The organism is Tessaracoccus lapidicaptus (genome assembly GCF_001693815.1).
Taxonomy (GTDB): domain Bacteria; phylum Actinomycetota; class Actinomycetes; order Propionibacteriales; family Propionibacteriaceae; genus Arachnia; species Arachnia lapidicapta.
On sequence record NZ_MBQD01000024.1, the window covers coordinates 55864 to 82308 of the forward strand.

Consider the following 26445-nt stretch of genomic DNA (forward strand, 5'->3'; position numbering starts at 1 on the left):
GTCACTCCTCCACGCGCTTGCGCGACGACTTGAAGATGGCCAGCGTGAACACCAGGCTGAGCATGGTGAGCACGAGCGCGATGGTCGATCCGTAGCCGTACTCGGCGTACTCGAACGCGGTGCGGTACATGTACAGGGTCAGCGGTGCGGTCGAGGTGCCGGGGCCGCCGTTGTTGAGGGCCAGAAGGCTGTCGAAGACCTTGAGGGTGGCGTTGAGGCTGAAGATGATCGACGACATGAGGATCGGCAGCGACAGCGGCAGCACGATGTAGCGCACCAGCTGCCAGCCGTTGGCGCCGTCGATGCGCGCGGACTCGAGCACCTCGTCGGGGATGTCGAGAAGGCCGGCGTAGAGCAGGATGGCGTAGAAGCCCATCGACGTCCACAACGTCATGGCGATGGCGGTGATCATCGTGCCGCTCGTGGAGGCGAGCACCTCCACGCTCTCGCCGCCGAAGAAGTTGATGATGTCATTGACCGGGCCCTGATTCTGGCCGACGGCGACGAAGCTCTTGAACAGCAGGGCGATCGCGACGGTGGGCAGGATGGCCGGGAAGAACACGATGGTGCGCACCAGCGACGAGCCGCGGCGCAGCCCGAAGACGTACAACAGCGCCAGCAGGTAGCCCAGCGTCACCTGTCCGATCGTCGCGACGACGGCGAAGCCGACGCTGACCTTGACCGACTGGATCGCGGCAGGGTCCGCGAAGAACGCGGCGAAGTTGTCCCAGCCGACGAACTCGAAGCCCCGCAGCGTGTTGCCTTCGAAGAAGGACAACCCGAAGGACCAGAGGACGGGCACGATCTTGAGCCCGGTGTAGAGCAGCAGGGCGGGGCCCAGCAGGATGAAGATCGTCTTGCGATCTCCGAAGATCGAGTTCATGCGTCGCTCCAGACGGGAATCGGTGGGCGCGATGCGAGGGGCCCGGCGGCGTCGGCCGGTCCGGGCCCCTCACCTCGGTGCGGTCAGCGGTTGGCGTCGATGCTGTCCTGGAGGGCCTTCATGTAGTCCTCCGCGGACATCTGGCCGGTGGCGAGCAGGGTGACGTTGCTGGAGGCGAGCGAGTTGCTCTTGGGATCGAACAGCGCCTCGAACCAGAGGACCGTCTCCTCGATGCCCTCGATCCGCTCCTGGATCTCCAGGGTGTTCGGCGACACGTCGGTGACCTCGCCGTTGACCTTGAAGCCCGAGATGATGCCCGCGGATTGCATGGCCTGCTGGCCGTAGTTCTCGGCGATGCAGCTGACCCAGGCGTCGACCTTCGGGCCGTAGGCCTTCGAGGAGAACACCATCGGCGCGCCGGCGTTGGCCGGGTAGTGGTCAATGGACCCGGCGCCGCCGTCGACCGCGGGGAACGGCATGAAGCCCACATTCTCGGCGCCGACGGTGTTGCGGTCGGGGTCGTTGACGGCGCCGAGGAACCAGCTGCCGTCGTAGGTCATGGCGGCCTCGCCGGTGAGGAAGAGGTTCTGCGACTGGTCCATGTCACGCGTGGAGAAGCCCTCACCGAGGTACCCGGCCGACGCGAGGTCTGCGAGCGCCTGGGCACCGGCGACGTACTCCGGGTCGGTCAGCTTGGCCTGGCCGTCGCGGACCTTGACCATCGCGTCGGGCCCGGCGTTGCGAACGATATACATGCCCATGAGTCGGGTGAGCGGCCAGCCGGCAGCCCCGGCCTGGGTCATCGGGGTCACGCCGGCGGCCTTGAGGGCCTCCCCCGCAGCCATGAGGTCGTCCCACGTCGCGGGCTCCTCGATGCCGTTGTCGGCGAAGATCTGCTTGTTGTACCAGATGCCCTCGATGTTGTACTGGTACGGCATCGACACGAGGCCGCCGTACACGTTGTTCTCGGTAGAGACGACGGCGGGGAGCACGTGGTCGAGCGCGCCGGTCGCGCCCATGGACTCTTCGAGGTTGACGATGAGGCCACCCGCGCCGAGGTCGCCGTCGGGGCGGACCATGGCGGTGCCGGCGATGGTGTGGGCGGGCAGCGCGTCCTGGCTGGCCAGGAGCGTGACCTTCTGCACGGTGTCGGCCTGGGCGACCGTGAGGTGCTCGAGCGGCAGCGCGTCGTTCTCGGCCTTGCACTGGTCTGCGGCGAGCGCGTCGAGCTGTTCGCGAAGGGCCGGGTTCTCGTTGGCGGTCTGGACGGAGAAGGTCTCCGGATCGGTGCCGGTGGCGGACGAGCCGCCTTCTGCCGGGGCCGATGCCGAGCTGCTGGTGGCGCCGGACGCCGTCGGCTCCGGATCGGTGGCCTGCTGGCCGCCGCAGGCGCTGAGCGGGATCGTCGCGGCGATGGCGACGACGGCCCACTTGCTGAGGCGGGTACCGAGAATGGTCATGTGCGTCCTCCTTGACACGGGCGGCTGGTGTGGTGAGCCTCTCGATGCAGGTGCCTAATCAATCACTATTGACGATCTATGCACTTACACGGCGAGCCTAGCACGGCAACACCCGTTTGCATAGCCATGCATACGTGGCGCAATAGTCACAATGTGGTAACGAATCGCAGCGACCATGCGGTCCGGCGCCGCGGGATCCGGTAGCGCTCCGGCAGAGCGGGGCCGACGGAGGCTGATCCCAGTCCGGCCTGGGCATGGTCGAGGTTCACCCACACCCGACCGGTATCGCGGAGGTCATGCGGATGCCTGGCCCTTTCCAGGTCCTCGCTGGTCCAGCGGCGAGCGGTGAAGTCGAACCGGGGCAGGCCTTCGACCCGGAGGCGCGGAAGGCCGGGCGCGCCGGTGATCTCCAGCCAGCGGGTGTCCATGTGATTGCCGTTCTCCTGCGGGACGGGATAACCGACCTGCAGGTCGTCGATCGCTGCCTCGTACCGGCCGACGAGGGCGGCCGAGCGCGAGTCCCGGTAGCTCTCATCCGGCCCGCGGCCGAACCAGGCCAGGCCGCCGTAATCCCCCGGCAGCCCGAGGCGGAGGCCAAGCCTGGGCACGGCGATGTCGCGTTGCTGATACGGAGTATCGGTCCACGGACCCAGGAAGTCGACGGTCACGTCGAGCCGCAGCGCGTCGTCATCGGCGGACCACCGGTACTGCACGCCGGCGGCGTGAGGGTGGGTGGCCGCCGCCACCCGTGAGCGCACGACCAGGGCGTCGCCGGCGACCTCGACGGCGTCGGTGCGGTGGAGCATGCGGTCGAGGCCGACGGCCGACCAGACCGCGGCAAGGTTGTTCCGTCCGCCCTGGCCGCGGTCGTTCTCCGTCGGGGCCCGGTAGAGGTCGAGCAGTGGGCCGTCCACGGGGATGCCGCCGAGCGAGATCAGCCTCCCTGTCGCGGAATCGAACCGGCCGGGTCCCAGCTCGATGTCCCCGCCGCTGAGCGGGACCGACGGGGGCAGCACGCGGGATGACCGCTGCCGGCGCGGGACGTCGGCCAGCAGCACCTGGTGGCGGGCGACGACGTGCCCGGCGGGAGCCCAGAGGGCCCCGTCGCGGAGCACGGCCTCGACCGTCACCCACCATTCGCCGGGGTCCTCGCCCGCCGAGGTCGGGAGAGGCAGGACCGCTTCGTCGCGGGGGCCGAGGACGGGCAGGTCCAACGAGCCGGTGTCGAGGGTCCGGCCGTCGAGCTCGAGTCGCCACCGCAGGCTCAGATCCGCGGTGTCGGCGTGGTCGCGGGCGTTGCGGACCGTGAGACCCATGGCGCCGTGCTCGAACTCCAGCGGTTGGAGGACGGCGGCCAACTCGGCGAGGGCCGGGCTGGGCGTCCGATCCGCGAAGAGCAGTCCGTCGAGGCAGTACCGGCCCCCGTTCGGTCGGTAGTCGACGTCTCCGCCGTGCATGACGAACTCCCGGTCCGCGGCGTCCACCTGCCGGAAGCCGTGGTCGATCCACTCCCACACGAAGCCGCCGCAGATGCGCTCGTGGTTCCGCATCACCGCGTGGTAGTCGGCGAGGGAGCCCGGCCCGTTGCCCATCGCGTGCGCGTACTCGACCAGGAGGAACGGCAGCCCGCGCCGCCGGGCGTCGGCGGAGTCGTCGATTCCCTCTGGCCGGTCCTCCTCGCGCCTCCCGATCGCGTCCAGCCGCTCGAGGTCGGGATACATGAGCGAGTAGAAGTCGGAGTTGCGGTAGCTGGGGTCGCGTTCGTACAGGATCGGGCGTGACGGGTCACGCCTCCGGACCCACTCCTCCAGCGTGGCGAAGTTGTCGCCCACCCACGACTCGTTGGCCAACGACCACACCACCACCGAGGGCCGGTTCTTGTCGCGCTCCACCATGCGACGCACCCGATCGAGCATCGCGGCTGCCCAGCGCGGATCGGACGCGGGGTTGCCGTCCCAGCCGGCGTAGATGAAGCCGTGGGTTTCGAGGTCGCATTCCTCGACCACCCACAGCCCGTACTCGTCACAGAGGCGCAGGAACTCCGGGTGCGGCGGGTAGTGGCTGGTCCGGACGGCGTTGATGTTGTGCCGCTTCATGGCGACGACGTCGGCCACCATCGTCTCCCGGTCGAGGGTCCGGCCGGTGTCCCAGTGGTGCTCGTGGCGGTTCACGCCGCGGAAGAAGACGGGCGCCCCGTTGACCTCGAGGACGCCCCCCTGGATCTCCACACGGCGGAAGCCGACCGCGAGCACGATGGATTCCCCACGGCTGGTGAGCGTGCCGCGGTACAGCCGGGGAGTCTCGGCGCTCCACGGCTCCACCGCGATTCGTGCCTCCTCCCCTGCCTCCAGCCGCAGACCGAGTTCGGGGATCTCGACGAGGCCGGGAACGTCCGCGTCGACCCGCAGAGTGCCCATCCCGGTGGCGGGGTCGTAGTCGGCATGTACGTGGTGGTCGTCGACGGCGCCGTCGGGCCGCTCGATCACCTCGACGTCTCGGAAGATGCCGGGGAGCCACCACATGTCCTGGTCCTCCAGGTACGTCCCGGCCGACCAGCGGTGCACGCGGACAGCGAGCACGTTGCGCCCCGGACGGACGGGAGCGTCGAACTCGACGGGCAGCCGACTGCCGGTGGACCAGCCGAGCTCCTCCCCGTTGAGCCAAACCTTCGCGGCGGAGTCGACGCCCTGAAAGCGCAGGACGGAGCGGCCCCAGTCGTCGGGCGCGTCGAAGACCAGCCGGTAGTCGCCGGTCGGGTTCTCGGTCGGCACGCGGGGCGGGTCGATGGGGACGGGGAAGGCGGTGTTGGTGTAGAGCGGGCCGTCGGCGGTGCCCCGCAGAGAGGCGGGACCTGCGGCGCCGGGTGTGGTCACCCGCTCCAAGACCCAGTGGGACGGCACCGCGATCTCGTCCCATGCGGTGTCGTCGAAACCGTGGGCGAGGAAGGCCGAGCCGGTGCCTCGGGCGTCGGCGCAGAGGCGGAACCGCCAGGTGCCGTTGAGGGACAGCGTCCGGGCATCGGTCCGCGCGTCGGCGCGTGGGGCTCGTCGGCCCGCCCCTGGGGCCAGGCTCTCCCAATAGCGGTCGTTGTCCTCGGTCATGGCGCCTCCTCGCGCGATCAGTCGAGCCGGCGGATCCGCAGTGCGATCGGCCGGCCGGGGGGCAGTGCCACAGGTTCGCCGTCGCCGGCGGTGGCCTCGTTGCGGCGCACCTCGGCGAGCTCGAATTCGCGCTCCACCGTCGTGACCGTCATGTCCCAGGTGTCGATGATGTCAACCTCGTAGCGCTGGCCGGGGGCGAGTCGATCACCGCGATGGCCCTGCGGCAGCCGGAACGTCCACGCGTCGGGCGCCGAGCGGCCCAGGTACTGCAGGTAGTGGCGGGTGGGGATGCCCGCGACGAACGTGCCGTCCCACCAAGGGTCGATGGGGTCGAGGCCTGGGGTGGGCACCTCGTCGAGGATCCGGCGGAGGAACCCCAAGCGCGACGGCGACTCCCCGTGGAAGGGGCCACCACGGACGATGTGGAGGCTGCCGTCGTCGAGCAGGAAGCTCTCGCCGTGGGAGGCGTAGCAGCCCGACACCGTCGCGATCCAGAATCGGTGGACGAGTTCCTCGGCCGCCAGGTTCCCCCAGCGCAGGTCGAGGTCTCCCTCGTAACAGATCTCGTCGAGGACCACCGGCTTGGAGTAGGCGTCGCGGAGGAGGGAGGCGCGGCCGAAGTCCTGGGCGGCCTGTCCGATCTGGACCGATGCGTGGGTGACCCAGGACTGGTTGTGGTCGTAGAGACGCAGCCAGTTGTGGATGGAGCGCGGGTGCCCGTACGGGTCAGAGGCGGCGACCAGGTTCCCCGCCCTGGTCCAGCGGTCGTCGGGGCGGGTCGCCGCGAGGATGTCGTACTCGTTGGCCAGCGACCACCAGACACCGGGGTGGGCCGCCAGCCGGGCGACGACATAGCGAAGGTAGGTGGCGTCCTGCTCCTCGGTCAGCGTGTCCAGGCCGAAGTGGCCGCCGTCGTAGGTGCTGAGCAGGAGCACCTCCGCCTGGATGCCCCGGGAACCCAGGAGCTCCACCGAGCTGTCGAGCCGTTCGAAGAACTCCGGCACGGGCCGGGCGGGGTCCCAGCCGCCTGGACCGTGCTCGAACGGCAGGAGCTCAGGGTGGTGCTCGACGTGGTCACCGGCCTGGGGGAACACCATGAAGCGCAGCTTGGTGAAACCGGCGTCGGCGATGACCTCCACCGTCTGGCGGTGGAGATCCTCGGGTTGGTGGAGCCAGTTGTAGACGGTGGCGCCGACGGGGCGGAAGGGGGTCCCGTCGGCGTGCGCGAAGTGGAAGCCGCCAGCGACGCGCACCGGCCCGTGCTCACCCTCGGGGGCCGCGCCGACATCGACGACGCCGGCATGTCCGTGGAGTGCCGGCAGGTCGCTGTGGGTCCGCCAGTTCCACCTGCCGGCGACTGGTGCGGAGAACCGCACCCGGTAACGGTCGCGGCCGTCCCAGAAGCCGGGCACGCGGAGGTGGCCGCCGTCACCCTCGTGGGTGAAATCGACGACGAGCGGGTCGCGGCCCGGTGCGGGCGGGACCGGGGGGGCCGCGAACGCGAGCTCCGCGGGGCGGTGGCAGACGGGACGCACGGATCAGCCCCAGCTGGGGCCGCCGCGGTCAGGCCCTGCCTGGCTGCCGCTGACCCGCCTAGCCATGGGTGAGGGCGAGCGCCGAGGCCCACTGCGAGCGGGCCTCGGCGTTGTCGTGACGGGGCGTGAACGTGTCGGACTCGACGGGGGCGAATCCTCCCCCGAGGGTGTCGGCGGCCAGCTGCGCGGCTCCGCGGGCCGAGAGCCTGGAGTAGCGGGGCCGCCGCACGCTGCGCCCGCCGAGGTCGGCCTGCAGCTGCATGAGGAAGTCGTCGGCCGCGGGGGCGCCGTCGGCCAGGATCGCCTGCACGGGAGCCGCGGCCTCGGCGGCATCCACGACATCGGTGATCTGGTGGGCGATGGCCTCCATCGCCGCCCGGGCCAGGATCCCGGGATCCGTGCCCAGGTCGAAGCCCACGAGGATCGCACGAGCAGCGGGATCCCAGTGCGGGGCGCCCAGCCCCGCCACGGCCGGCACGAGGACCACGCCATGATCCTCGGGGGCGGTGCGCGCGAGTGCCGTCAGCTCTTCGACGCTGCGCCCCACCAGGCGCGACAGCCAGGCCACGGTCGCGCCGCTGGCCAGGATGTTGCCCTCGATGCCGACGACGAGGCGCGCCCCCAAGCGCCAGGCGACGGTACCGACGAGGCCGTCCGGGACGCCCGCTGCGTCGTCAACGAGGCCCATCACGGACGAGCCCGTGCCATAGGTCGCCTTCAGCGCACCAGGGCCCCGGACACCGTGGCCGTAGAGCGCGGCGTGCGAGTCACCGAGGACGGCGTGGACGCGCCGGCCCGGCAGTCCGGCCACCTCCCCCGTCGGCTCGTCGGAGGCCGCGACCCGTGGCAGTACCGCGGCGGGGATGTGGAACAGCTCGCAGAGCTCCTCGCTCCACTCCCCGGTGGCGAGATCGAGCAGCTGAGTCCGAGACGCGTTCCCCGCCTCGATCCGGTGCTCCCCCGTCAGGCGCGTCACGAGCCAGGAGTCGACGGTGCCGACAGCCAGCTCGCCGGCCCGGGAGCGGCTGCGGTCCGGGTCCACGTCATCGAGGAGCCACTGCAGTTTCAGTGCCGAGAACATGGGGTCCAGCGGGAGGCCGCTGATGGCCCGCACGCGGTCGGCGTGCTCCGTGAGGTCTGCGACGCGCTGCGCGGTGCGGCGGTCCTGCCAGCCGAGCATGGGCCCGACCGGCTCGCCGGTGGCGCGGTCCCAGACCACCGCGGACTCGCGCTGCGTGCTGAGGGCGACGGCGTCGACGGGATGCGCCGCGGCGATCTGGTCGACGACGCTGCGCACGCCGGCCAGGATCTCGCCGGCGTCCTGCTCGACCCAACCGGGTCGGGGGTGGGCCTGCCCGAGTGGCACCGTCGCGGACGTAACCGCCGTCCCTGACTGGTCGAAGAGCGTCGCCTTGGTGCTGCTCGTCCCCTGGTCAACCGAGAGGATCATGGAGTGACCCCCACGCTGAGGCGCGCAACGGTGCGGTCGGAGCGAACGGGATCGTGGTGCGACATCTGGGTCTCTCTGGGTCTCGGCGGCCATGGTCGGCCCACCGGAGGGCTCCCCAGACACTGGGAGCCCTCCGGTGCGCCAGGTGTATCACTCAACGGCGAACAGCGTGTAGCCGTCGGCGTTCGACTCGTCGATCAGGACGCAGTCGATGGACTGCTTCTCCGGCTGCCCGGTCTCCCCCGTGCGGATGAACGCATCGGCCTGCTCGACGGCCAGTTCCGCGATCGCCACGGCCGGCTGCAGGCCGGTCGCCAGGAGCTTGCCGTCCTTGATCGCCTGCACCGCGTCGGGCGCGCCGTCGAACCCGGCGATGGTCACCTGATCGGTCTTGCCGGCGGCGTCGACCGCGGCCACGGCGCCGAGCGCCATCGTGTCGTTCCCGGCGATGATGCCGGTCAGATCCGGGTACCGCTGCAGCAGGGTCTCCACCTTGGAGAAGGCCTCCTGCTGATCCCAGTTGGCGGTCTCCTGGGCGACCATCTCAAGATCCGGGTACTGGTCCAGGACGCTGTGGTAGGCCTCCGAGCGGACGGCCGCGTTGGTGTCGGTCTCGCGGCCGAGCAGCTCCACGTACGTGCCCTTGCCCTCGAGCGCCGCGCCGAAGGCCTCGGCGACCAGGCTGGCGCCCTGGGAGTTGTTCGCCACGATCTGCGACGTGGCGAGCCCCGTCTGGTTGATCTCGCGGTCGATGAGGAAGACCGGGATGCCGGCGTCGACAGCCTTCTGGACCGCGCCGATGGTGACGTCAGCACCGGCGTTGTCCAGGACGATGGCCACCGCGCCACTGGAGATGGCGGCGTCGATCAGCTCCGACTGCTTGTTCGGGTCGTCGTCGTGGGAGTCCGACGTCGTCTCGTAGCCCAGCTCCTCGGCCTTGGCGACGGCTGCGTCGGCCTCGGCCTTGAAGAACGGGTTGGAGTGCGACGGGGTGATGACGGCGATCGTGCCGCCCGCCTCCCCCGTTCCGCCGGTGGATTCGGAGGGCGCGGCCGAGGTCGACTCCGTCGTCGGTTCCGCGGAGGGGGTGGTCGACGAGCCGCCGGAGCAGCCCGCCAGGGCGAACGTGGCCGCGAAGAAGGCTGCGGCGAGGGACAGAAGGGGTGGTCTGCGCATGTGTTTCCTCCATTGGTGAATGTGCGCGGATTGGTGGGGGTCAGGCGTGGCCGACGTCAGTCGGCCGCGGCGGTGGTCAGGCGGATGCGGAGAGTCCTGCGGCCTCCTTCTCCTTGCGGACGCTGGCGGCGGCCGCCGCGGCGGCGCGGGAGACCTGCAGGCGCTGTTGGACCTGGTCGAGCATGACGGCCAGCACGATGACGGCGCCCTTGATGAACACCTGCCAGAAGCTGGAGACGCCCACGAGCACCAGGCCGTCGGAGAGGAATCCGATGACGAAGGCGCCGATGAGGGTGCCCTTGACGCTGCCCCGGCCGCCGGCCAGCGACGCACCGCCGATGACGACCGCCGCGATGGCGTTGAGCTCGAACGCGTTACCGGCCTGGGGCGCGGCCGAGGTGAGCTCGGAGGCGATGATGAGGCCCGCCATGGCAGCGCAGGCGCCCGAGATCATGTAGACGGTGGTGGTGACCTTCTTGACGGGCACGCCGGAGAGTTCGGCGGCCCGCGGGTTCCCGCCCGTCGCGTACAGCCAGCGCCCGAAAGGGGTCTTCGCGACGAGGAACCACACGGCGATCGCGACCAGCACCGTGATCCAGATCTGCGTCGGGATACCGAGGGGCCGGCCGGTGCCGATGAACCAGAAGCCGGTGTTGCCGAGCGCCGGGTCTCCCTGCAGCTTGGGAAACGTCGAGCCGTTTGAGATCAGCAGCGCCGCGCCGCGGGCCATGTAGAGGGAGCCCAGTGTGGCGATGAAGGGCGCGACGCCCAACCTGGTCACGAGCGTCCCGTTGATCCAGCCGACGGCCGTGCCGACCAGCAGGGCCACCAGGACGACGACGAGGACCGACGGGTAGGCGTTGAGATCGAACAGGCTGAGTCCGACCCCGTCGAGCATGACGCCCGCGACGATGCCCGAGAGCCCGACGATCGAGCCGACCGACAGGTCGATGCCGCCGGTGAGGATGACCAGCAGCATGCCGAGCGCGAGGATCGCGTTGTAGGCCACGTGCCGAGTCATCGTCAGGAGGTTGGATCCGGACAGGAAAGTGTCGGACAGGAACGCGAAGACGACGATGAGAATGAGCAGCGCGATGAAGGCGCGCTGGTCGAGGATGAACTCGCCGACGGACCGGTCGCCGATGACGGCCCGGGTCCAGCGGCTCTGGGGCTTCCCGGCAGCGGTTGCGTTCATCGGGTTTGTCCTTCCGTTGTGTGCTCCAGTGCAACCAGCTCAGAGTCGTCAGCGGCGGCGAGCACCTGCTCTCTGGTGGCGGTCGCGGGGGACATCTCGGCCACGATCCGGCCACGAGACATGATGAGGAGGCGGGATGTCGAGTTGAGGGCCTCGGCGACCTCGGAGGTCGCGAACAGCACCGCGACCCCATCGGCGGCGAGCGCCGCCATGAAGGCGAAGATGTCCGCCTTGGCGCCGACGTCGACGCCGCGCGTAGGCTCGTCCAGCAGGATCACCCGGGGTTCGGTGAGGAGTGCCTTGCCCACGACGACCTTCTGCTGGTTCCCGCCGGACAGGGACCCGATCGGCGCGCCCTGCCCCGACGACTTCACCCGGACGGATGCGATGACCTCGTCGTTGCGTGTGCGCTCGCGTCCCGCGTCGGTGATGAAGCCCCGGGTGAACTCGTGTACGGAGGCCAGCGAGAGGTTGGATCCGACGGACTGCCCCTGGATGAGGCCGTCGCGTTGCCGGTCCTCAGGGACGAGGAACATCCCCGCCTCGATCCTGTCCCGGATGCTCCATCGGGTGATGTCCTGGCCGAGGAGCGTGACCGAGCCCGCCTGCGGCTTGTTGCGTCCCATCAGGGTCTCGAACAGTTCCGTCCGACCGGCGCCCATGAGTCCGTAGACGCCCACGACTTGCCGGCTCGGACCTCGAGCGAGAGGTTGTTGACGGCCAGGCGCTCGGGTTGGCTGGGGTCGGCCAGCGTCAGCCCGCGGACCTCCAGCGCGACCTCGCCCACCTCGGCCTTGATCTCGGTGAACATGTCGTCGTGGGAGCGTCCGACCATCGCCGAGACGACCCAGCCGATGTCGATGTTGGCGATCTCCTCGGTGGCGACGACCGCCCCGTCCCTCAGGACCACGGCGTGGTCGCCGATCTCGAGGGTCTCGTCCAGGTGATGCGAGATGTAGACGACGGCGACCCCCTTCGACGTCAGGTCGCGGATGACGCCGAACAGGACTTCGACTTCGCTGGCCGACAGCGCGGAGGTGGGCTCGTCCATGATGAGGACCCGGGCCTCCTGGTCCAGCGCCCGCGCGATCTCGACGAGTTGCTGTTGCCCCAGTCGGAGGTCGCCGACGACGGCGCGGGGGTCGATCGGCTCCTGGAGACGGTCCAGCGCCGCCGTGGCACGCTTCAGCTGGGCGGAGGTGTCCACCATGCCCGCCCGCGTGAGCTCGCGCCCCAGGAAGATCGACTCCGCCACCGTCAGGTTGGGGCTCAGGTTCAGTTCCTGATGGATGATGGCGACGCCGCGCGAGACCGCATCGGTCGGGCTGCTGAATGTCACCTCCTTGCCGTCGAGGATGAGCGTGCCGCCCGTGGGCGTCTCGATCCCCGACATCACGCGCATGAGCGTCGACTTGCCCGCCCCGTTCTCCCCGAACAGGACCGTCACCTTCCCGGCCCGGATGTCGAAGTCGACGTTGCGCAGCGCCCGCGTGCCGCCGTAGACCTTCGAGACGTCCCGGGCCGACATCACCACCTGGTCGACGGCGGCGGCCTGGGCCGAGGTCATGAACCCGCCTCGATGGAGATGGGCGTGATGGTGACGTGGCCCGGGTCATCGTGGGTGAAGGCTCCCACCACGGTGACCTCGTCACCCAGGAGCGCCTCGAAGTCCGTGACGGACAAGACGTTCTCCTTGACGCGGTTGTTGAGCTCGGTGGCCACCGAGGCGAAGTCGATCTGGTTGAGGAACATCTCGAACGTGATCTGGCCGGTGGCATCGCGGATCGCGGTGCCCGTGACCGCCGGTCCCGTCTGCACCCCCACCGTCACGTCAGAGGGCATCCCCTCGACCTCGAGCCCCGCCTCGCCGAAGGAGCCCTCAACGATCGTGCCGGTCACCCGGACCGGGAAGGAGTACGGGGACCCGCCGTTGCGGAAACCGTACTCGTCTGCCGACGCCTCGTCCTCGGCCAGGGCGTCCAGGAGCTCGGGGAGTTCCATGGCGTTGTCGGTGATGGCCGGGACGACGTCGGCCTCGTACACGCTCTGCGCGTAGCTCACCGGATCGGCGACGACGTTCTCGTCGCTGACGGCGCCCGAGGAGGGCTCGGTGCCCGGGGCATAGAACCTGGTCCCGGCCACGATGACCGCGACGATGACCAGACCCAGGGCAGCCCGGATGACGGCAGGACGGCGCCATCCAGGGACTCTGGCTGAAGACTGCATTGTCACTTCCTTGTGATTGGTGAGCGGCCCGGCGGCCGCGGGCTAACGCCGGGTGAGCGAGGCTGCCGCGTTCGCGATTCCCTCCGGGTCCAACCCGTAGTGGTCGAGGATCCATTCGGCGGAGCCGGTGGACGCGAAGGTGTCGGGCAGGCCCAGCGTCGCGACGCGCACAGGGTGATGGCGCGCGACGGTTTCCGCGACAGCGCCCCCGAGACCTCCGGAGGCCAGGCCCTCCTCGACCGTGACGATGCCGCCGGTCTCCTGAGCCGCGGCGATGATCGCCGCTTCGTCGAGCGGCTTGACCGAGGCCACGGACAGCACCCGCGCCTGGATGCCGCGCCCGGCGAGCAGCTCCGCCGCGGCCAGCGCGCGGTGGAGCACCGTCCCGTTCGCCGCGATGGTCACGTCCGTACCCTCACGCAGGACGGCCGCCTTGCCGGGCGCGAACGTGTAGCCCTCGGGATGCACCGCCGGCACCTTGGCACGCGAGACGCGGATGTAGACCGGGCCGTCGTGGGTGTAAGCCCAACGGATGGCCTGCTCCGTCTCGACCGGGTCGGCCGGCACGAGGACGGTCATGTGCGGAAGAACGCGCATCCAGGCGACGTCCTCGATGGAGTGGTGCGTCGCGCCGAGCGCGCCGTACGCGACACCCGGGCTCTGCGCGCACAGCACGACGTGACGCTTGCTGTAGGCGAGGTCGGCCTTGATCTGCTCGGTCGCGCGGGCGCTGAGGAAGCAGCCAGCGCCTGACACGAACGGCACCTTTCCGCCGTTCTCCAGGCCCGCGGCCGTCCCGACCATGTCCTGCTCCGCGATGCCGACGTTGATCATCTGCCCGGGCAGTTCCTTCTTGAACGTGTCCAGCTTCGACGATCCGACGGAGTCGTTGACGACGACGATGACGTCGCGGTCGCCTCGGGCCAGCTCGAGCAGCGTCGAGGAGTACGCCTCACGGCAGTCGTAGGTGGGGGTGCTCACTTGGCTTCCTCCAGTTCGGCCAGGATGGCGTCGATCTCGGCCTCCGAGGGCACGTGGTGGTGCCACGCGACGTTGTCGCTCATGAAGGAGATCGGATGGCCCTTGTGCGAGTGGGAGATGATGAACGTCGGCTTACCGGGCTCCGGGGCCTGCGCGAACGTGTCGAGGATCTCGTCGACGTTGTGCGCGTCCATCTCGCGGACCGTGAAGCCGAAGGCGCGGAACTTGTCGGCGAGCGGCTCGAGGCCCATGGTGTCAGCGACCTTGGCGCCCTGCTGCAGGTGGTTGCGGTCCACGACGGCGGTCAGGTTCTCCAGCTTGTAGTGGGCGGCCGTCATCATGGCCTCCCAGTTGGAGCCTTCCTGCAGCTCACCGTCGCCGAGCAGCACCACGGTCCGGCGCGGGGAGCCGTCGAGCTGCGCGGCCAGCGCCGACCCGACCGCGATGGAGAGGCCGTGGCCCAGCGGGCCGGTGTTGGCCTCGATGCCCGGGATGTAGGTCCGGTTCGGGTGGCCGTTGAGCCGCGACTGCGGATCCATGAAGGTCATGAGCTCATCGACGGGGAAGTAGCCCGCCAGCGCCATGGCGATGTAGAGGGCGCCGGCGGTGTGCCCCTTGGACAGCACCAGGCGATCCCGATCGGGCGCGAGCGGGTCGGCCGGGTCGAGGTTGAGCTCGTGCAGCATCAGGGTGACCAGGACGTCCGCGATCGAGTAGTCGCCGCCGATGTGCCCGTTGCCGGAGTGGGCGATCATGATGGGATCCCTGCGCCGGAGTTCGTACGCCGCCGACTTCAGGTGCGCGACGACCTCCTCGCGCGGCGCATCCTTCCCGATCCGCCCGAGCACGGGCGTCGCGAAGTCCCACTTGCTGGTGTCGCTCACAGATCGACCGCCATGGACTTCAGCAGCGCCTCCTGGATGATCCGCTGCGCGCCGAGCGCGTCCTGCTTGGCCTGAGCGGCCGCGAGCCCCTCCTCGTCCAGCGTCTCGAGGGCGCGGTGGACGGCCTTGAGGAACCGGATCGACAGCTTGGCGTTCTCGACGGCGTCCTCGCGGAAGGGGAACTGATCGAGGTTCCAGACGCCCTCCCAGTTGTTGACCTTGAGGACGTGGAAGAACTCGAAGATCTCCACCATGTGGATGGAGCCGACCATCATGTCGTCGTCCCAGCCGCGGTAGTTGTCGTTGACGTCCATGCCCCACAGGAGCCCGTGGTCGATGAGCATCTGGGCCGCCTCGGCCGGCGGCTCGCCGCCGAACATCGCGTGGCCGAAGTCCAGCAGGACGCCGACGTTGTCCACGCCCATCTGCTGGATGCCGAGGATCGTCTTCGGCGCGGAGCTCCAGAACATGTGGGTGCGGGGCTCACGCGGCTTGTATTCGATGACGAACTTCAGGTCCGGGTGCCCCGAGGCCAGCTCGCGCATGCCCTCGACCGCCAGGCGGTTGAGCTCGCGGTAGTCGACCTGGAACGGGTAGTCGAAGCCGTCCTGGCCGGGCCAGATCTTGACGTACTTGGCGCCGAGTTCGCGCACTGCGTTGGCGGCGTCGTTCATGATCGCCATGGCTGAGGCCCGCTTGGCGGGATCCGGGTTGGTGAAGGCCCCCTTGCAGTGCTCGCGCAGGTAAATGTCGGGCGTGAGGCCGATGGCCTTGATCCCGTGCTGGGCCAGCTTGGCCTTGACGTCGTCGAGGGATACCCCGGGGGAGAACGGGAAGTTCAGGTCGACCCAGGTGATGTCACCGACCTCAGCGGCGAGGTCGATCTGCTCCAGCGTTCCGCGCGGCTGGCCGTAGCCGTCGATGGCGTAGCGGTCGACGTAGGTGGCGAAATTCCAGAGCCCAGCTCCGAACTCGGGTGCCGTCATGATTGGGTCTCCTTTGAGTGGGTCGAGGGGGCGGGCCCGCCGGTGTGCATATCCATTCAACTATGCCTGTACATTCAGTATACGCATCTGGTGGGCCACGTCAACGCGGGGGCGGCGAAACGTCGGATCATGCCGTGGGCCTCCCCCGGAACGGCCCCTCAGCCCCGCCCCGGCGACCCGGACGCTACGCTCCCATCAACAGCTCGCTGCCGAGCATGCGGCAGCCCCGGACGAAGGATGGCTCACGTGGGTGTGGTGGTCGTCGGCTCGCTCAACGTCGATCTGCACCTGTGGCTCGAACGCCACCCGCTCCCCGGCGAGACGCTGCTGGCCGGGGGCGGAACCCTCTCCCCCGGAGGTAAGGGAGCCAACCAGGCCTGCGCCGCCGCGCTCGCGGGCGCGCCGACGGCCATGCTCGGCGCGGTGGGGTCCGACGACTCCCGGCACACGGCGCTGCGGCTGCTGAGCGAGGCGGGGGTCGACATCGACCACGTCCTCCAACTGCCCGGCCCCACCGGTCTGGCCGTGGTGTCGGTGGCGAGCGACGGTGAGAACACGGTCGTGGTGGTGTCGGGCGCGAACGCGCAGGTGTCCGTGCAGCATGCGGAGCAGTGGGCCGCGCTCATCAGGGCCGCCGACATCGTCGTGTCGCAGGGAGAGATCCCCGCTGAGGTCACCGAGAGGGTGGCGCGGATGGTCCAGGGCCGCTGGCTGCTCAACCTGGCACCGGTCATCGACCTCGCGCCGGACGTGATCCGTCGGGCGGATCCGCTGGTGGTCAACGAGCACGAGGCGGAAGCGGTCCTGAGGCAGTTGGGTGCGGAGGCGGCCGGCCCCGAGGCGCTGGTCGCCGCGCTGCGGGATCAGGGGGTCGCCTCCGTGGTCCTCACCCTCGGCGCCCAGGGCGCGCTCGTCGCCCGGGACGCCGGCGTTGCCCGGGTGGGCACCCCGCACGTTCGCGCGGTGGACACCGTCGGAGCCGGCGACGCGTTCGTCGGCGCCCTGGCCGCGCGACTGTCGGAGGGCGTCGATCTCGTCGCGGCGGCCGAGTACGCCGCACGGTTCGCGGCCTACACCGTCCAGTTCGAGGGGGCCCAGTCCTCCTACCCGGCACCAGGCACCCCACTACCGGAGCTCACATGAAACGCAGCGGCCTCCTCAACCCCGACGTCGCCTCGGCGATCGCGCGCCTGGGTCACACCGACACGTTCGTCATCGCGGACTGCGGCCTCCCCATCCCGCAGGGGGTGCGCATCATCGACCTGAGCCTCGTGTTCGGGATCCCCCGGTTCGTCGACACCCTGTCCGCGCTCCTCGCCGAGGTCGTGGTCGAGGGCGCGGTCGCCGCCGACGAGGCCCGCGGCGGACCCGTCGAGCAGATCCTCCGCGATCAGCTGGGCGCCGACCCGGAGTGGGTGCCCCACGCGGACCTCAAGGCGCGGGTCCGCGGCGCCTCGTTCGTCATACGGACGGGCGAGTCGACCCCCTACGCCAACGTGATCCTCAGCTGCGGCGTCCCCTTCTGACGGCGACGCGCGCGCTGGGTCAGCGGCCCCGCCACTGTTCGAACTCCTGGAGCTTGAGGTAGAAGTCCTCGAACATCAGGCGGACGTCGACATGCGTGTAGACGCGCATGGGACGCGTCCCCCGCACAGGGCGGTAGGCGCCTTCGTCGGTGATCTGCGGGGTGGCCTTCTCCACGTAGACGCTTGAGCTCGAGTCGGGCTCGAACAGGGAACGCAGCGCCGTCAGGAGCACCAACGGCGAGTCGCCGAGCGCATAGGTCTCGAACGCGGGCATGCCGAGTTCCCGGATCACGCCCATGATGGCGCGCACCTCGTCGTAGAGGTACCGGCCGAGCGGCCCGGCCTTGGCGACGCGGAACCGCAGCTCGGTCTCGGAGACGAGGCACTGCCGGTAGACATCGCGCGGGATCTGCCAGATCTCGAGATCCGGGGCGTCGAACAGCACCTGGGCCGCCACGACGTCGATGAGCAGGTTGTACTCGATCGGCATAGCGTTGGGCGGCGGGACGGCGAGGCCGTCGTGCTCCGGCCCACCGATCCAGATCAGCGTCATCCGCGAGGCGATTGCGGGTTCGAGCAGATAGGCCGACGCGACGTCCGTCAGTCCGCCGCCGGCCGCGACGACGAGGGGCAGGTCGGTGTCCTCGCGCATGGCCTCGGCGATGATCGCGCGGGCGGCCGGTGTGTCGCGCGGGGTCGAGTCGTCCTCCAGGGCGACCTCGGAGCCGCGGTGGATGATCCCGGTGCTCTCCAGGCCCATGCGGGCGAAGACGTCGCGGGCGACGAGTTCGGCGTTGGTGGCGGTGTGGTCGGACGGGTCCATGCCGTCACCGGGCCTCAGGTGCGACGCGACGATCGCCCGGATCTCGACGCTGGGCGAGAGGAGGTGGTGGACCAGTTGGAAGAGGTCGTCGGGATCGCCGGAGAAGTCGTTGTCGATGATCAGCCGCATGCTCGGGGGCACGGCATCCCGGTCATCCCCCCGCCAGGGGGCCTCCCCGAGCCGCCAGCGCCTGGCGGCCGGGACGTCGTGATGGCTACCGGGCGAGGGAGTGCGCGTCATCGGGTCTCCGACTATCTATGCGGTACTGAATAGGACTGCTCACGGTACGTCCCAGGACACCTCGAGTCAAGCATCCATCCTGCCCGCGATACCCTGTGGGGTACATGCCAGCGCAGGAGGAACCGTGGCGCCCACCATCCTCGTCGTCGACGACGCAGCCGAGATCCGCACCCTCCTGCGCACCTACCTCGAAGCAGAAGGCATGGACGTCCACGAGGCGGGATCCGGGGAGGAGGCGATCCGGCTTACGGCGGACCTCAGCCCGGACGTGGTCCTGCTCGACCTCGGTCTCCCCGACCTGTCCGGCCTCGACGTGCTCGGGCGCGTCCGCGCGACCTCGTCGGTCTACGTCATCGTCGTCACGGCGCGCGCCGAGGAGGTGGACAAGCTGGTGAGCCTCAGCCTCGGCGCCGACGACTACATCGTCAAACCGTTCAGCCCCCGCGAGGTGGTGGCCCGGGTGCACGCGGTCCTCCGCCGGCCGCGCCTGGACTCCGTCGCCGCCGACGACACCCTCCGGTTCGCCGGACTGACGATCTCGCCGTCGTCGCGGGAGATCAGCCTCGAGGACCGCGCCGTCACCCTCAGCGCCCTGGACTTCGACCTGCTGCTCGCCCTGGCCCGCAAACCGGGGCGCGTCTTCTCCCGCGCCCAGCTCCTCGAGCAGGTGTGGGGCTACGCCTTCTACGGCGACGAGCGAGTGGTCGACGTCCACATCCGCACGATCCGCGCGGCCCTCGGCGACGACGGATCCCGGTACGTCGGGACCGTGCGCGGAGTCGGCTACCGGTTCATCGGCACCCCCGCGGACCGGACATGAAGCGCCTGGCGACCAGGCTGGCCCTCAGCCACATCCTCGTCGTGGCGGTCGGCTCGATGGTGGCCTTCCTGCTGTCGCGGACCCTCGCCCCGGCGCTCTACGACCAGATGCAGCAGCGCGGCCCACGGCCCGGGCAGGGGGCGAGCTTCCGGCAGCAGCTCATCGAGTCGGTCGACCTGGCGCTGCTCATCGGCGCCCTCGCCGGGGTGGTCGTGGCCACGGTCCTGGGCGTCGTCATCGCGGTGCGGTTCACCCGCCCGGTGCACCAGCTGCAGGAGGCCGCGCGGCGCATGGCCGCCGGCGATTACGCCGTCGAGGTCCCGGACGCGCCGTCGCAGGAACTGGGCGACCTCGCCGTCGACCTGCAGGCACTCGGCGCCTCACTCGCAGGGACCGAGGCCCGCCGCGTCAGGCTGCTGGGCGACGTCGCGCACGAGTTGCGCACCCCGCTCACCGTCGTGGGGGGCTACGTCGAGGGCATGCTCGACGGCGTCGTCCCCACCGACGCCAAGCATCTGACCCTCATCGGACGCGAGGTGTCGCGGATGCGGCGCCTCGCCGAGGACCTGGCCTCGCTGTCGAGATCGCAGGAAGTCGGGGTGGAGCTGCGCCGCACTCGCATCGACGTCGCGGCCACCGTGGCCGAGGCCGCCGAGCGGCTGCGGCCGCAGGCCGACGACGCCGGCGTGCGGCTGACCGTGGCCGGGGCCCCTGCCTGGGCCCACGCGGATCCGGAACGGCTCGCGCAGGTCGTCACCAACCTGGTGGGCAACGCGCTGCGGGCGGTGTCGCGGGGTGGGTCGGTGACCGTCGACACCATCGCGGCCGACGGCTGGGTGCGGGTCGACGTCCGGGACGACGGCGTGGGACTCGCGGCCGAGGACCTGGAGCGGATCTTCGAGCGCTTCTACCGGGTCGATCATCGCCACGCCGACCGGCGTGGCGGGGGCTCGGGCATCGGGTTGACCATCGCCCGGCAGATTGCGCGGGCGCACGGTGGGGACCTGGTCGCACAGTCGAACGGGCAGGGTCAGGGTGCGTTGTTCACCCTGACCCTGCCCGCCGCCGGCTGACGGCGTCCGCCCTCGCAGGTTCGTGACCGTTCGCCGATGTGGTCCGCTGAGGTCGCGAGCCTGCCTCGTTGGCTGAGGTCGCGCCCGACGGCGGAGCCGTCCGGGCGAGTCTCGAGGCCGACGCCACCCCGCTCGCTGAGGTCGCTCTGGCCCGTTCGCTGAGGTCGCGCCCGACGGCGGAGACGTCCGGGCGAGTCTCGAAGCCGACGCCACCCCGCTCGCTGAGGTCGCGCCCGACGGCGAAGCCGTCCGGGCGAGTCTCGAAGCCGACGCCGCAGGCGTCGATCCCTGGACCACAGCCCCGATCAGAAATTGTCAGTGCCCCCCGCAAGAATAGGTCACATGAGCGACTTGCGGGATCTCGGGCAGCGGCACCTCGCCGCGCTCTGGGACGCCGCGCGCTCCCTCACTCAGGATCCGGGCGCCGCGGCCGAGCGTCTGGGCACACTGGTCGCCGCGGTCACCGAAGCCGAGGCCCAGCTCGCCGGTCTACGGCTCCACCTGCTCCATGAGGCGAAACTCGCCGCGGCGGAGAATGTGATCGACGGGGTGCGGCAGTCGGTGCGCACCACCCCCCGCAGGCCACCGCATCGTTGCGGCTCTCGCAGGATCTGTGTGACCGGTTCCCGCTGATCGGCGCCGCGCTCAACGACGGCTCGATCTCGCTGGCGCAGGCCGACGCCATCGTCACGGGCTTGCGGAAGCTGCCCGGCCGGCTGACCCGGGCGGAGTTGACGCGTTGCGAGGAGGAGATCCTCGCTCACGTCGATACCTTGGGCCCGTCCGAGTTGCGGGTGTTGGCGGCGCGGCTGGTGGAAGTGATCGATCCGGACGCATCGGATGCGGATGATGCGAAGCGGCTGGCGCGGGAGGAGGCGGCGGCGCATCGGGGTCGGTTCCTGCGGCTGGCGCCGGACTATCACGGATCGATGCGGATCACCGGACAGTTGCCGGTCGCGGACGCGGCACTGCTGGCCGCGCAGTTGGATGCGTTGATGCCGGACGCCTCTACCTACACCGCCGTCGGTGAGGCCGCGTCGCGGGACGCGCGCCGGGCGGATGCGCTGGTTCTGCTCACCCAGAAAGCCGCCAACACCGGAACGCTGCCCAGGCATGGTGGGGACCGGCCGCAGGTGCACGTCACCCTCGACCTCGACACCCTCAAGCAGTGCCTCGGGAAGGCCTGCCTGATCGGTGCCGACGACGTCGACGGCCTGCCAGCCGGGGAGGTGCGCCGACTCGCGTGCGACGCCGGCATCATCCCCGTCGTGCTCGGCGGACCATCCCGACTGCTGGACGTAGGCCGCACCTACCGCACCTTCACCCCCGGCCTGCGTGCTGCATTGATGCAGCGCGACGGTGGCTGCGCGTTCCCCGGCTGCACCGCCACCCCCGCGTGCTGCGAAGCGCATCACATCGTCCCCTGGTGGCAAGGCGGGGACACCCAACTAGGAAACGGGGTCTTGCTCTGCCCGCACCACCACCGCCTGGTGGAACCCGACCCGTTGCAGTCCGAGCAATCACAATGGCGGGTGGATCTGGATCCGGTCACCGGCCTGCCATGGTTCACCCCGCCCAAGCATGTTGACCCCGCCCGACGCCCGCGGCAACACCGCCGCTTCCGACTCCAACAGATACGCTCCGGGGCACGACCCTGCCCACACGGCGACCCACCAGACACCGACCCAGCGGAAGTCGACCCGCCCGAGACGGACTCGTCCGATGCCGACCGGCCGGACCTGGACGACCTCATCCGCCGCTCCGCCGCCATCCGGGGCGACGGCACCTGACCTGCGCCGAGGGGGATCGACGCCTGCGGCGTCGGCTTCGAGACTCGCCCGAACGGCTTCGCCGTCGGGAGCGACCTCAGCGAGCGGACAGGCACGACCACAGCGAGCGGGGTTGGGGGATCGACGCCTGCGGCGTCGGCTTCGAGACTCGCCCGGATGCTGCGCACCGGGCGCGACCTCAGCGAGCGGTGCAGCGCGACCTCAGCGAACGGGTGGCGCGAACTCAGCGTCGATGGGGATTCCCGCGAGGGGGTGGGACGGTGGGGCGGCTGCGCGCAGTGATGCCCAACCCGACGATCACCCAACTGGCGTCCCGCCCAGACCAACCCGACCCAGGGCCGCCCCACCGGCACGCACCCGGACCCGGCCACGCCAGAGCAGGACCAGTGGGGGGAGACGGGAACCGACGCTCGGGCGTCCTCGACTACTCACCCCCAGCCAGTCGCTCAGCCGAACAGGGCACCCGGTCACAAGGGCCGCCCGAGCGACGGGTCACGGCTCCCCGCACCCTCAGAGGATGCGGTCAAGGGATCGACGCCTACGGCGTCGGCTTCGAGACTCGCCCAGGTGCTCCGCACCGGGCGCGACCTCAGCGAACGGGGAGGGCGACGGCTTCGAGACGTGCCGCGACGTCGCGCCCGTAACGGGCGCGACGCCAGAACACGGCCGGATCGGTCAGCGATTCATGCCGCGCCGGGGCGCGTCCTCGTTGCCGGAGCCGTCCCGGAGCCGCTGGCCGGGGCCACCGGTGCCGTTCATGGGAGCTCCGTCGGGGGCGTTCTGCCCGGTGCCGTCGCACATCGCGCCCGCAGGCCCGGTGCCGTCGCCGCCACGGCGCTGCCCGGCCCATGCCGGGGGCTGGCCTTCGAGGGTCTCCCCGTTCGCGGCCGCGGTGAAGGCGGCGAGATGCCGCTCGGAGCCGCGCAACAGAGACTGGTAGACCTGCTCGATGGCTTCGTCGTCGACGGCCTCCAGCTGCTCCTCGAGGTCGGCGATGTCGCGGGTCTCCAGTTCGATGGCCGCCTGGAAGGCGGCGTCCTCGGTCGAGCCGACCGTCAGCCAGTCGTCGTACAGCCCCTGGAGGGTGGCGTCGCCGAACTCGCCGGCATCCTTGCCCTCGGTCGGGTCGCTGAGCTCGTACTGCTCCAGCAGGCGGCCGACGGCGTCGAAGTGGCGCTGCTCGCTGGCGGCGATGCGGTCCCAGACGACACTGTCGTACTTCTCACCGAACGCGGTGTAGAGGTCGCGGGCGAGCTTCTCCTCCTCGCGGCTGAACGTCAGGGAGGTGGACTCCTCCGACTCGAGGGTGCCCGCGTCGGCGGTGGCGATGGCGGCCCCGCCCACGCTGAGCGCGGCGACGGCCAGACCCGCAGTGAGGATCTTGACTGTGCGGTTCATGATTCACTCCTTCTTCGTGTGACTGGTTCCAGTCCACCGCGGCGATGTGAAGCGATGTCGTCGCCGACTGTGAAGCTTGCGTGAAGTCAGCGGCCGTCCGGCTGGGTGAGCCGCAGGTACTCCCGCGTGCCCAGCAGTTCCAGCCGACGCCACAGCACGCTGCCGGGGATGGCCTGCGTGACGTGGAGATGGGCGGCTTGGATCTGGCGCGCGCGGTCGACGTCGATGACGATCGGCAGCGCGTCGGCGGCGTGTCCGGTGAACCCCGCCCCGAACTCGCCGCGGAGCACGGCCGCGACCTCGTCGGGGAGGCCCCACTCGAGCACCGGCAGCCCCCGCTCGGCCGCCACGGTCAGCGCGGCCCGGCTGGCGGCCTCGTGGTCCGGATGGCCCGTGACGCCGCCCTCGACGGCGAACACCAGCAGCCCGTCGGGCCGGGTGGTGTCTACGGCGACCTCGATGTCGTCGATGAGCGCGGCCTCGCGCCCGGGCAGCCCGCCGTCGGGATGGGTGCGCAGGGCAGTGGTGCGACATCCCAGCGCGGACGCGGCGGCATCGAGTTCGGCGGCCCGGATCTCTGCCAGGTCCGGGGACGCACCGAGCGTCGAGGCCTCGCCGGCCGTCAGGCACAGGACGCTGACCTCAGCGCCGTCATCGACGAGGCGGGCGATCACCGCTCCGAGGCCGAAGGATTCGTCGTCGGGATGTGCGACCACAACGAGGACGCGCTTCCAGTTGGGTAGGGCTTCCGTCATGCCGGCCACTATACCCCAGGGGGTATCAGCGCGTCCGCCGTCCCCATCGTAGATACGCGCAGGGCAGCAGACCCAGGGAGTTGACCACGGCCAACGCCGGGATCCACGCCTCCTTGAGTCCGTTGATCTCCTTGTCGGGCCGCCGGGCCACGTCGATCAGGGCGTAGACGCGCAGCCCCATGTCGGCCAGGCCACCTAGCGCCAACACCGTCCGCACCACCGGGTGCAGGCTCTCCCACTTCCTCGTTGCGTGCTTCATCGCAAGCCTCCTGTACCTCAGACTACGCCCGGGCCGGGGTAGGTTGGGGGCGGACCGCGATCGGACGCCCAGGCTGCCGGGAGAGGAGGACTGACACGCATTGTTGATCGATGACTGGACGTGGGACGATGCCCGCGTGAACGCAGATCTGTGGGAGGGGCAGGCCAGCTACCGCCGCTCCCTCGAGGCCGTCGCCAACGATGTCCTCGACGCCGCCGGCACGGGGCTCGACGCGCGGGCCTTCGTCGTCGGCATCCCCCTGGACCGCGACGCCGACGTCGTGGTGGAGCCCGCACGCGGGCACTTCGACCGCTCGGTGGTGGCCCAATCCACGTACCTGGGCACCCGACGCTTCAACCGGCTCCTGCGCGAGGAGGAGGCGGCCGAGAACTCCCCCACGTACCTGGCGGCGCTGGAGGCCCGGACCCGCCGGCGCGCCGTGGCGGACAAGCTGGACGCCGCCTCCCGCGCCTCGGGCCGCATCCACGTCGTCGGCGTGGGAGTGACGATCGGCGACCACACCGTGTTCCCGGTCCTCGCCCTGCAGGAGGACCAATGGCGGGAACTCCCCCAGTTGCCCGACGACGCCGAGGACGACTTCCTCACCGCACGGTCCTTCCAAGAGGCCGTCGTCGGCACGGTCCTCGACGTGGCGTCGCGCGAGCTCGACCGTCAGGTCCCGGGATCGATCGTCCGCGTGGACCCGGAGGCAGTTCTGCGGTCGGCCGCCGACCTGTTCGTCTCCGCCGTCGTCGCCCGCACGGGCCAGGAGCTGGCGTTCGGCGCCCTCCAGGCCTTCGACGCCGTCTCGGCTCAGCCGTACGAGGGTCGTGCGGGCAAGGGCTCGATCCTGCTGGCCCCCCGCGGCGACGCCGGGGTCCAGACCGTCATGCACCTCGAACATCCCGTGCCCATCGGGCGCGCGCGGTCCCTGCGCAAGGTGCTGGAGCTCTCCGTCGGCGATCTGCACCTGCTCTGCGACGGGCGCGAGGTGTACGGGGTCGGCAAGCTCGACCCGGACACCCCCCGCGAGCACACGTTCGAGGCGCGCATCGCCGGCAACGGTTCCTGGGAGCTGTGGGACGGCGACGTGCCCTATCTGCGCGTCGACAACGGCGTCGCCGCCATGCCGCGGGAACTGCTCGACGAGGACGAGTTCTCCGTCACGGTGGACCGCGTCTTCCCCGAGGTGTCGGCCCGCAACGCCCGCTACCTGTGGCAGATCGCCAAGGCCTGCTCGCAGCAGCCGCACGGCACGATGCTCGTCGTGCACCCCGAGGCCGAATCGGAGGCGCAGCGGCTCCTCCCCCAGGCGTACGCGATCACGCCCGCGCGGCTGGGGCCCGAGGCGCTGGCCGCGGCCACCGGCATCGACGGCGCCGTGCTGGTGTCGCCGGACGGCAAGTGCCACGCCGTCGGTGTCATCCTCGACGGGTTGGCCACCGGCACCGGCGACCCGTCGCGGGGCGCCCGCTTCAGCTCCGCGATCCGCTACCTCGCCGGCGCCGGCAAGGGCGCGATGGTCATCATCGTCTCGGAGGACGGCAAGATCGACCTCCTGCCCAAGACCAAGCGGCGCGTGCGCCGCGCGACGGTCCAGCGGGCGGTCGACCGGCTGGTGACCGCGTCCGCCGAGGGTGAGGACCCGGACCGCTTCCTGCGAGCCGACAAGGCTGTCGAGGCCATCGAGTTCTACCTCAACCAGGACCAGTGCGACGCCGTCAACGCCGCGCGCGAGGCCGTCGAGGGTCGGCAGTGGGACCTGGCGCGCGTTCGCCGCCAGTACATCCCGATCGCGCCTGACCCTGCGATGGACGACTCCTACTTCGTCGACCGCGCGCAGGACCCCGAGGACTGACGCCACCGGGGAGCAGTGGCTTGTAG

At 70.4% G+C, this 26445-nt stretch carries 24 protein-coding genes; 7 read left to right on the plus strand and 17 right to left on the minus strand.

Annotation, left to right across the window (positions count from 1 at the left end):
- Position 1 precedes the first annotated feature (1 nt).
- The 13 genes from BCR15_RS11135 to BCR15_RS11190 all read right to left on the minus strand — a co-directional run bounded on the left by BCR15_RS11135 (position 2) and on the right by BCR15_RS11190 (position 15877).
- Positions 2–883 (minus strand): carbohydrate ABC transporter permease, encoded by an 882-nt coding sequence (locus BCR15_RS11135; protein WP_068752285.1) that lies wholly within the window; start codon positions 881–883, stop codon positions 2–4.
- Positions 884–966: 83 nt separating this feature from the next.
- Positions 967–2343 carry an ABC transporter substrate-binding protein gene (locus BCR15_RS11140; protein ID WP_068752286.1) on the minus strand — a complete coding sequence of 459 codons (1377 nt, stop codon included), beginning with the start codon at positions 2341–2343 and terminating at the stop codon, positions 967–969.
- A 146-nt stretch (positions 2344–2489) separates the two neighbouring features.
- The gene (locus BCR15_RS11145) at positions 2490–5444 is read right to left on the minus strand and encodes a glycoside hydrolase family 2 TIM barrel-domain containing protein (protein ID WP_068752287.1); all 2955 of its coding nucleotides are present in this window, start codon (positions 5442–5444) and stop codon (positions 2490–2492) included.
- Positions 5445–5461: 17 nt separating this feature from the next.
- On the minus strand, positions 5462–6979 hold the full coding sequence (locus BCR15_RS11150; protein ID WP_068752288.1) for an apiosidase-like domain-containing protein: 1518 nt from the start codon (positions 6977–6979) through the stop codon (positions 5462–5464).
- A 58-nt stretch (positions 6980–7037) separates the two neighbouring features.
- Positions 7038–8429, minus strand: coding sequence for an FGGY family carbohydrate kinase (locus BCR15_RS11155; RefSeq protein WP_068752289.1), 1392 nt, complete (start codon positions 8427–8429; stop codon positions 7038–7040).
- A 150-nt stretch (positions 8430–8579) separates the two neighbouring features.
- On the minus strand, positions 8580–9605 hold the full coding sequence (locus tag BCR15_RS11160; protein WP_068752290.1) for a D-ribose ABC transporter substrate-binding protein: 1026 nt from the start codon (positions 9603–9605) through the stop codon (positions 8580–8582).
- Between the two features lie 76 nt (positions 9606–9681).
- Positions 9682–10800 (minus strand): ABC transporter permease, encoded by a 1119-nt coding sequence (locus tag BCR15_RS11165; protein ID WP_068752291.1) that lies wholly within the window; start codon positions 10798–10800, stop codon positions 9682–9684.
- Positions 10797–11462 (minus strand): ATP-binding cassette domain-containing protein, encoded by a 666-nt coding sequence (locus BCR15_RS15135; RefSeq protein WP_408647394.1) that lies wholly within the window; start codon positions 11460–11462, stop codon positions 10797–10799. Before BCR15_RS15135 ends, BCR15_RS11165 begins: the two co-directional genes overlap by 4 nt.
- Positions 11426–12367 carry an ATP-binding cassette domain-containing protein gene (locus BCR15_RS15140; RefSeq protein WP_197971714.1) on the minus strand — a complete coding sequence of 314 codons (942 nt, stop codon included), beginning with the start codon at positions 12365–12367 and terminating at the stop codon, positions 11426–11428. Before BCR15_RS15140 ends, BCR15_RS15135 begins: the two co-directional genes overlap by 37 nt.
- Positions 12364–13026, minus strand: a complete 663-nt coding sequence (locus BCR15_RS11175) for a DUF2291 family protein (protein WP_068752292.1) — start codon at positions 13024–13026, stop codon at positions 12364–12366. The genes BCR15_RS15140 and BCR15_RS11175 overlap by 4 nt, the downstream gene beginning before the upstream one ends.
- A 42-nt stretch (positions 13027–13068) precedes the next feature.
- Positions 13069–14007 (minus strand): transketolase family protein, encoded by a 939-nt coding sequence (locus tag BCR15_RS11180; RefSeq protein ID WP_068752293.1) that lies wholly within the window; start codon positions 14005–14007, stop codon positions 13069–13071.
- Positions 14004–14891 (minus strand): transketolase, encoded by an 888-nt coding sequence (locus BCR15_RS11185; RefSeq protein ID WP_141680118.1) that lies wholly within the window; start codon positions 14889–14891, stop codon positions 14004–14006. Before BCR15_RS11185 ends, BCR15_RS11180 begins: the two co-directional genes overlap by 4 nt.
- Entirely contained in the window at positions 14888–15877 is a 990-nt protein-coding gene (locus BCR15_RS11190; protein ID WP_068752294.1) for a sugar phosphate isomerase/epimerase family protein, read from the minus strand. Before BCR15_RS11190 ends, BCR15_RS11185 begins: the two co-directional genes overlap by 4 nt.
- Before the next feature lie 246 nt (positions 15878–16123).
- Between BCR15_RS11190 and BCR15_RS11195 the strand changes: the two genes are divergently transcribed.
- Together BCR15_RS11195 and rbsD are read left to right on the plus strand one after the other, a co-directional pair.
- The gene (locus tag BCR15_RS11195) at positions 16124–17020 is read left to right on the plus strand and encodes a ribokinase (RefSeq protein WP_228383454.1); all 897 of its coding nucleotides are present in this window, start codon (positions 16124–16126) and stop codon (positions 17018–17020) included.
- Complete coding sequence (gene rbsD, locus BCR15_RS11200; RefSeq protein WP_068752296.1) at positions 17017–17403, plus strand: D-ribose pyranase; 387 nt, start codon at positions 17017–17019, stop codon at positions 17401–17403. The genes BCR15_RS11195 and rbsD overlap by 4 nt, the downstream gene beginning before the upstream one ends.
- A gap of 19 nt (positions 17404–17422) precedes the next feature.
- Here the strand turns inward: rbsD and BCR15_RS11205 are convergent, their stop codons facing one another.
- Entirely contained in the window at positions 17423–18466 is a 1044-nt protein-coding gene (locus tag BCR15_RS11205; protein ID WP_068752297.1) for a nucleoside hydrolase, read from the minus strand.
- Between the two features lie 124 nt (positions 18467–18590).
- On the opposite strand from BCR15_RS11205, the gene BCR15_RS11210 reads away from it, so the two are divergent.
- The 4 genes from BCR15_RS11210 to BCR15_RS11225 all read left to right on the plus strand — a co-directional run bounded on the left by BCR15_RS11210 (position 18591) and on the right by BCR15_RS11225 (position 22149).
- The gene (locus tag BCR15_RS11210) at positions 18591–19286 is read left to right on the plus strand and encodes a response regulator (RefSeq protein ID WP_068752298.1); all 696 of its coding nucleotides are present in this window, start codon (positions 18591–18593) and stop codon (positions 19284–19286) included.
- On the plus strand, positions 19283–20359 hold the full coding sequence (locus BCR15_RS11215) for a sensor histidine kinase (RefSeq protein WP_068752299.1): 1077 nt from the start codon (positions 19283–19285) through the stop codon (positions 20357–20359). Before BCR15_RS11210 ends, BCR15_RS11215 begins: the two co-directional genes overlap by 4 nt.
- A gap of 342 nt (positions 20360–20701) precedes the next feature.
- Positions 20702–20992 (plus strand): hypothetical protein, encoded by a 291-nt coding sequence (locus tag BCR15_RS11220; protein ID WP_068752300.1) that lies wholly within the window; start codon positions 20702–20704, stop codon positions 20990–20992.
- Positions 20953–22149 (plus strand): HNH endonuclease signature motif containing protein, encoded by a 1197-nt coding sequence (locus tag BCR15_RS11225; RefSeq protein WP_068752301.1) that lies wholly within the window; start codon positions 20953–20955, stop codon positions 22147–22149. Before BCR15_RS11220 ends, BCR15_RS11225 begins: the two co-directional genes overlap by 40 nt.
- Positions 22150–22824: 675 nt before the next feature.
- Here the strand turns inward: BCR15_RS11225 and BCR15_RS11230 are convergent.
- The 3 genes from BCR15_RS11230 to BCR15_RS11240 form a co-directional block, all read right to left on the minus strand.
- Positions 22825–23547 carry a DUF2202 domain-containing protein gene (locus tag BCR15_RS11230; RefSeq protein ID WP_068752302.1) on the minus strand — a complete coding sequence of 241 codons (723 nt, stop codon included), beginning with the start codon at positions 23545–23547 and terminating at the stop codon, positions 22825–22827.
- 86 nt (positions 23548–23633) lie between these two features.
- Complete coding sequence (locus tag BCR15_RS11235; protein ID WP_068752405.1) at positions 23634–24302, minus strand: PIG-L deacetylase family protein; 669 nt, start codon at positions 24300–24302, stop codon at positions 23634–23636.
- A 25-nt stretch (positions 24303–24327) separates the two neighbouring features.
- The gene (locus BCR15_RS11240; RefSeq protein ID WP_068752303.1) at positions 24328–24561 is read right to left on the minus strand and encodes a hypothetical protein; all 234 of its coding nucleotides are present in this window, start codon (positions 24559–24561) and stop codon (positions 24328–24330) included.
- Positions 24562–24697: 136 nt separating this feature from the next.
- On the opposite strand from BCR15_RS11240, the gene BCR15_RS11245 reads away from it, so the two are divergent.
- Positions 24698–26419, plus strand: coding sequence for a DNA integrity scanning protein DisA nucleotide-binding domain protein (locus BCR15_RS11245; RefSeq protein WP_141680119.1), 1722 nt, complete (start codon positions 24698–24700; stop codon positions 26417–26419).
- Positions 26420–26445: the final 26 nt, after the last annotated feature.

What these genes read in the sequence shown, in the direction of transcription:
- BCR15_RS11140 (WP_068752286.1), bottom strand. Translation starts at nt 2,343, where the DNA reads ATGACCATTCTCGGTACCCGCCTCAGCAAGTGGGCCGTCGTCGCCATC.
- BCR15_RS11215 (WP_068752299.1), top strand. Translation starts at nt 19,283, where the DNA reads ATGAAGCGCCTGGCGACCAGGCTGGCCCTCAGCCACATCCTCGTCGTG.
- BCR15_RS11190 (WP_068752294.1), bottom strand. Translation starts at nt 15,877, where the DNA reads ATGACGGCACCCGAGTTCGGAGCTGGGCTCTGGAATTTCGCCACCTAC.
- BCR15_RS11205 (WP_068752297.1), bottom strand. Translation starts at nt 18,466, where the DNA reads ATGACGCGCACTCCCTCGCCCGGTAGCCATCACGACGTCCCGGCCGCC.
- BCR15_RS11145 (WP_068752287.1), bottom strand. Translation starts at nt 5,444, where the DNA reads ATGACCGAGGACAACGACCGCTATTGGGAGAGCCTGGCCCCAGGGGCG.
- BCR15_RS11220 (WP_068752300.1), top strand. Translation starts at nt 20,702, where the DNA reads ATGAGCGACTTGCGGGATCTCGGGCAGCGGCACCTCGCCGCGCTCTGG.
- BCR15_RS15140 (WP_197971714.1), bottom strand. Translation starts at nt 12,367, where the DNA reads ATGACCTCGGCCCAGGCCGCCGCCGTCGACCAGGTGGTGATGTCGGCC.
- BCR15_RS11135 (WP_068752285.1), bottom strand. Translation starts at nt 883, where the DNA reads ATGAACTCGATCTTCGGAGATCGCAAGACGATCTTCATCCTGCTGGGC.
- BCR15_RS15135 (WP_408647394.1), bottom strand. Translation starts at nt 11,462, where the DNA reads ATGGGCGCCGGTCGGACGGAACTGTTCGAGACCCTGATGGGACGCAAC.
- BCR15_RS11230 (WP_068752302.1), bottom strand. Translation starts at nt 23,547, where the DNA reads ATGAACCGCACAGTCAAGATCCTCACTGCGGGTCTGGCCGTCGCCGCG.
- BCR15_RS11155 (WP_068752289.1), bottom strand. Translation starts at nt 8,429, where the DNA reads ATGATCCTCTCGGTTGACCAGGGGACGAGCAGCACCAAGGCGACGCTC.
- BCR15_RS11240 (WP_068752303.1), bottom strand. Translation starts at nt 24,561, where the DNA reads ATGAAGCACGCAACGAGGAAGTGGGAGAGCCTGCACCCGGTGGTGCGG.
- BCR15_RS11160 (WP_068752290.1), bottom strand. Translation starts at nt 9,605, where the DNA reads ATGCGCAGACCACCCCTTCTGTCCCTCGCCGCAGCCTTCTTCGCGGCC.
- BCR15_RS11235 (WP_068752405.1), bottom strand. Translation starts at nt 24,302, where the DNA reads ATGACGGAAGCCCTACCCAACTGGAAGCGCGTCCTCGTTGTGGTCGCA.
- BCR15_RS11165 (WP_068752291.1), bottom strand. Translation starts at nt 10,800, where the DNA reads ATGAACGCAACCGCTGCCGGGAAGCCCCAGAGCCGCTGGACCCGGGCC.
- rbsD (WP_068752296.1), top strand. Translation starts at nt 17,017, where the DNA reads ATGAAACGCAGCGGCCTCCTCAACCCCGACGTCGCCTCGGCGATCGCG.
- BCR15_RS11175 (WP_068752292.1), bottom strand. Translation starts at nt 13,026, where the DNA reads ATGCAGTCTTCAGCCAGAGTCCCTGGATGGCGCCGTCCTGCCGTCATC.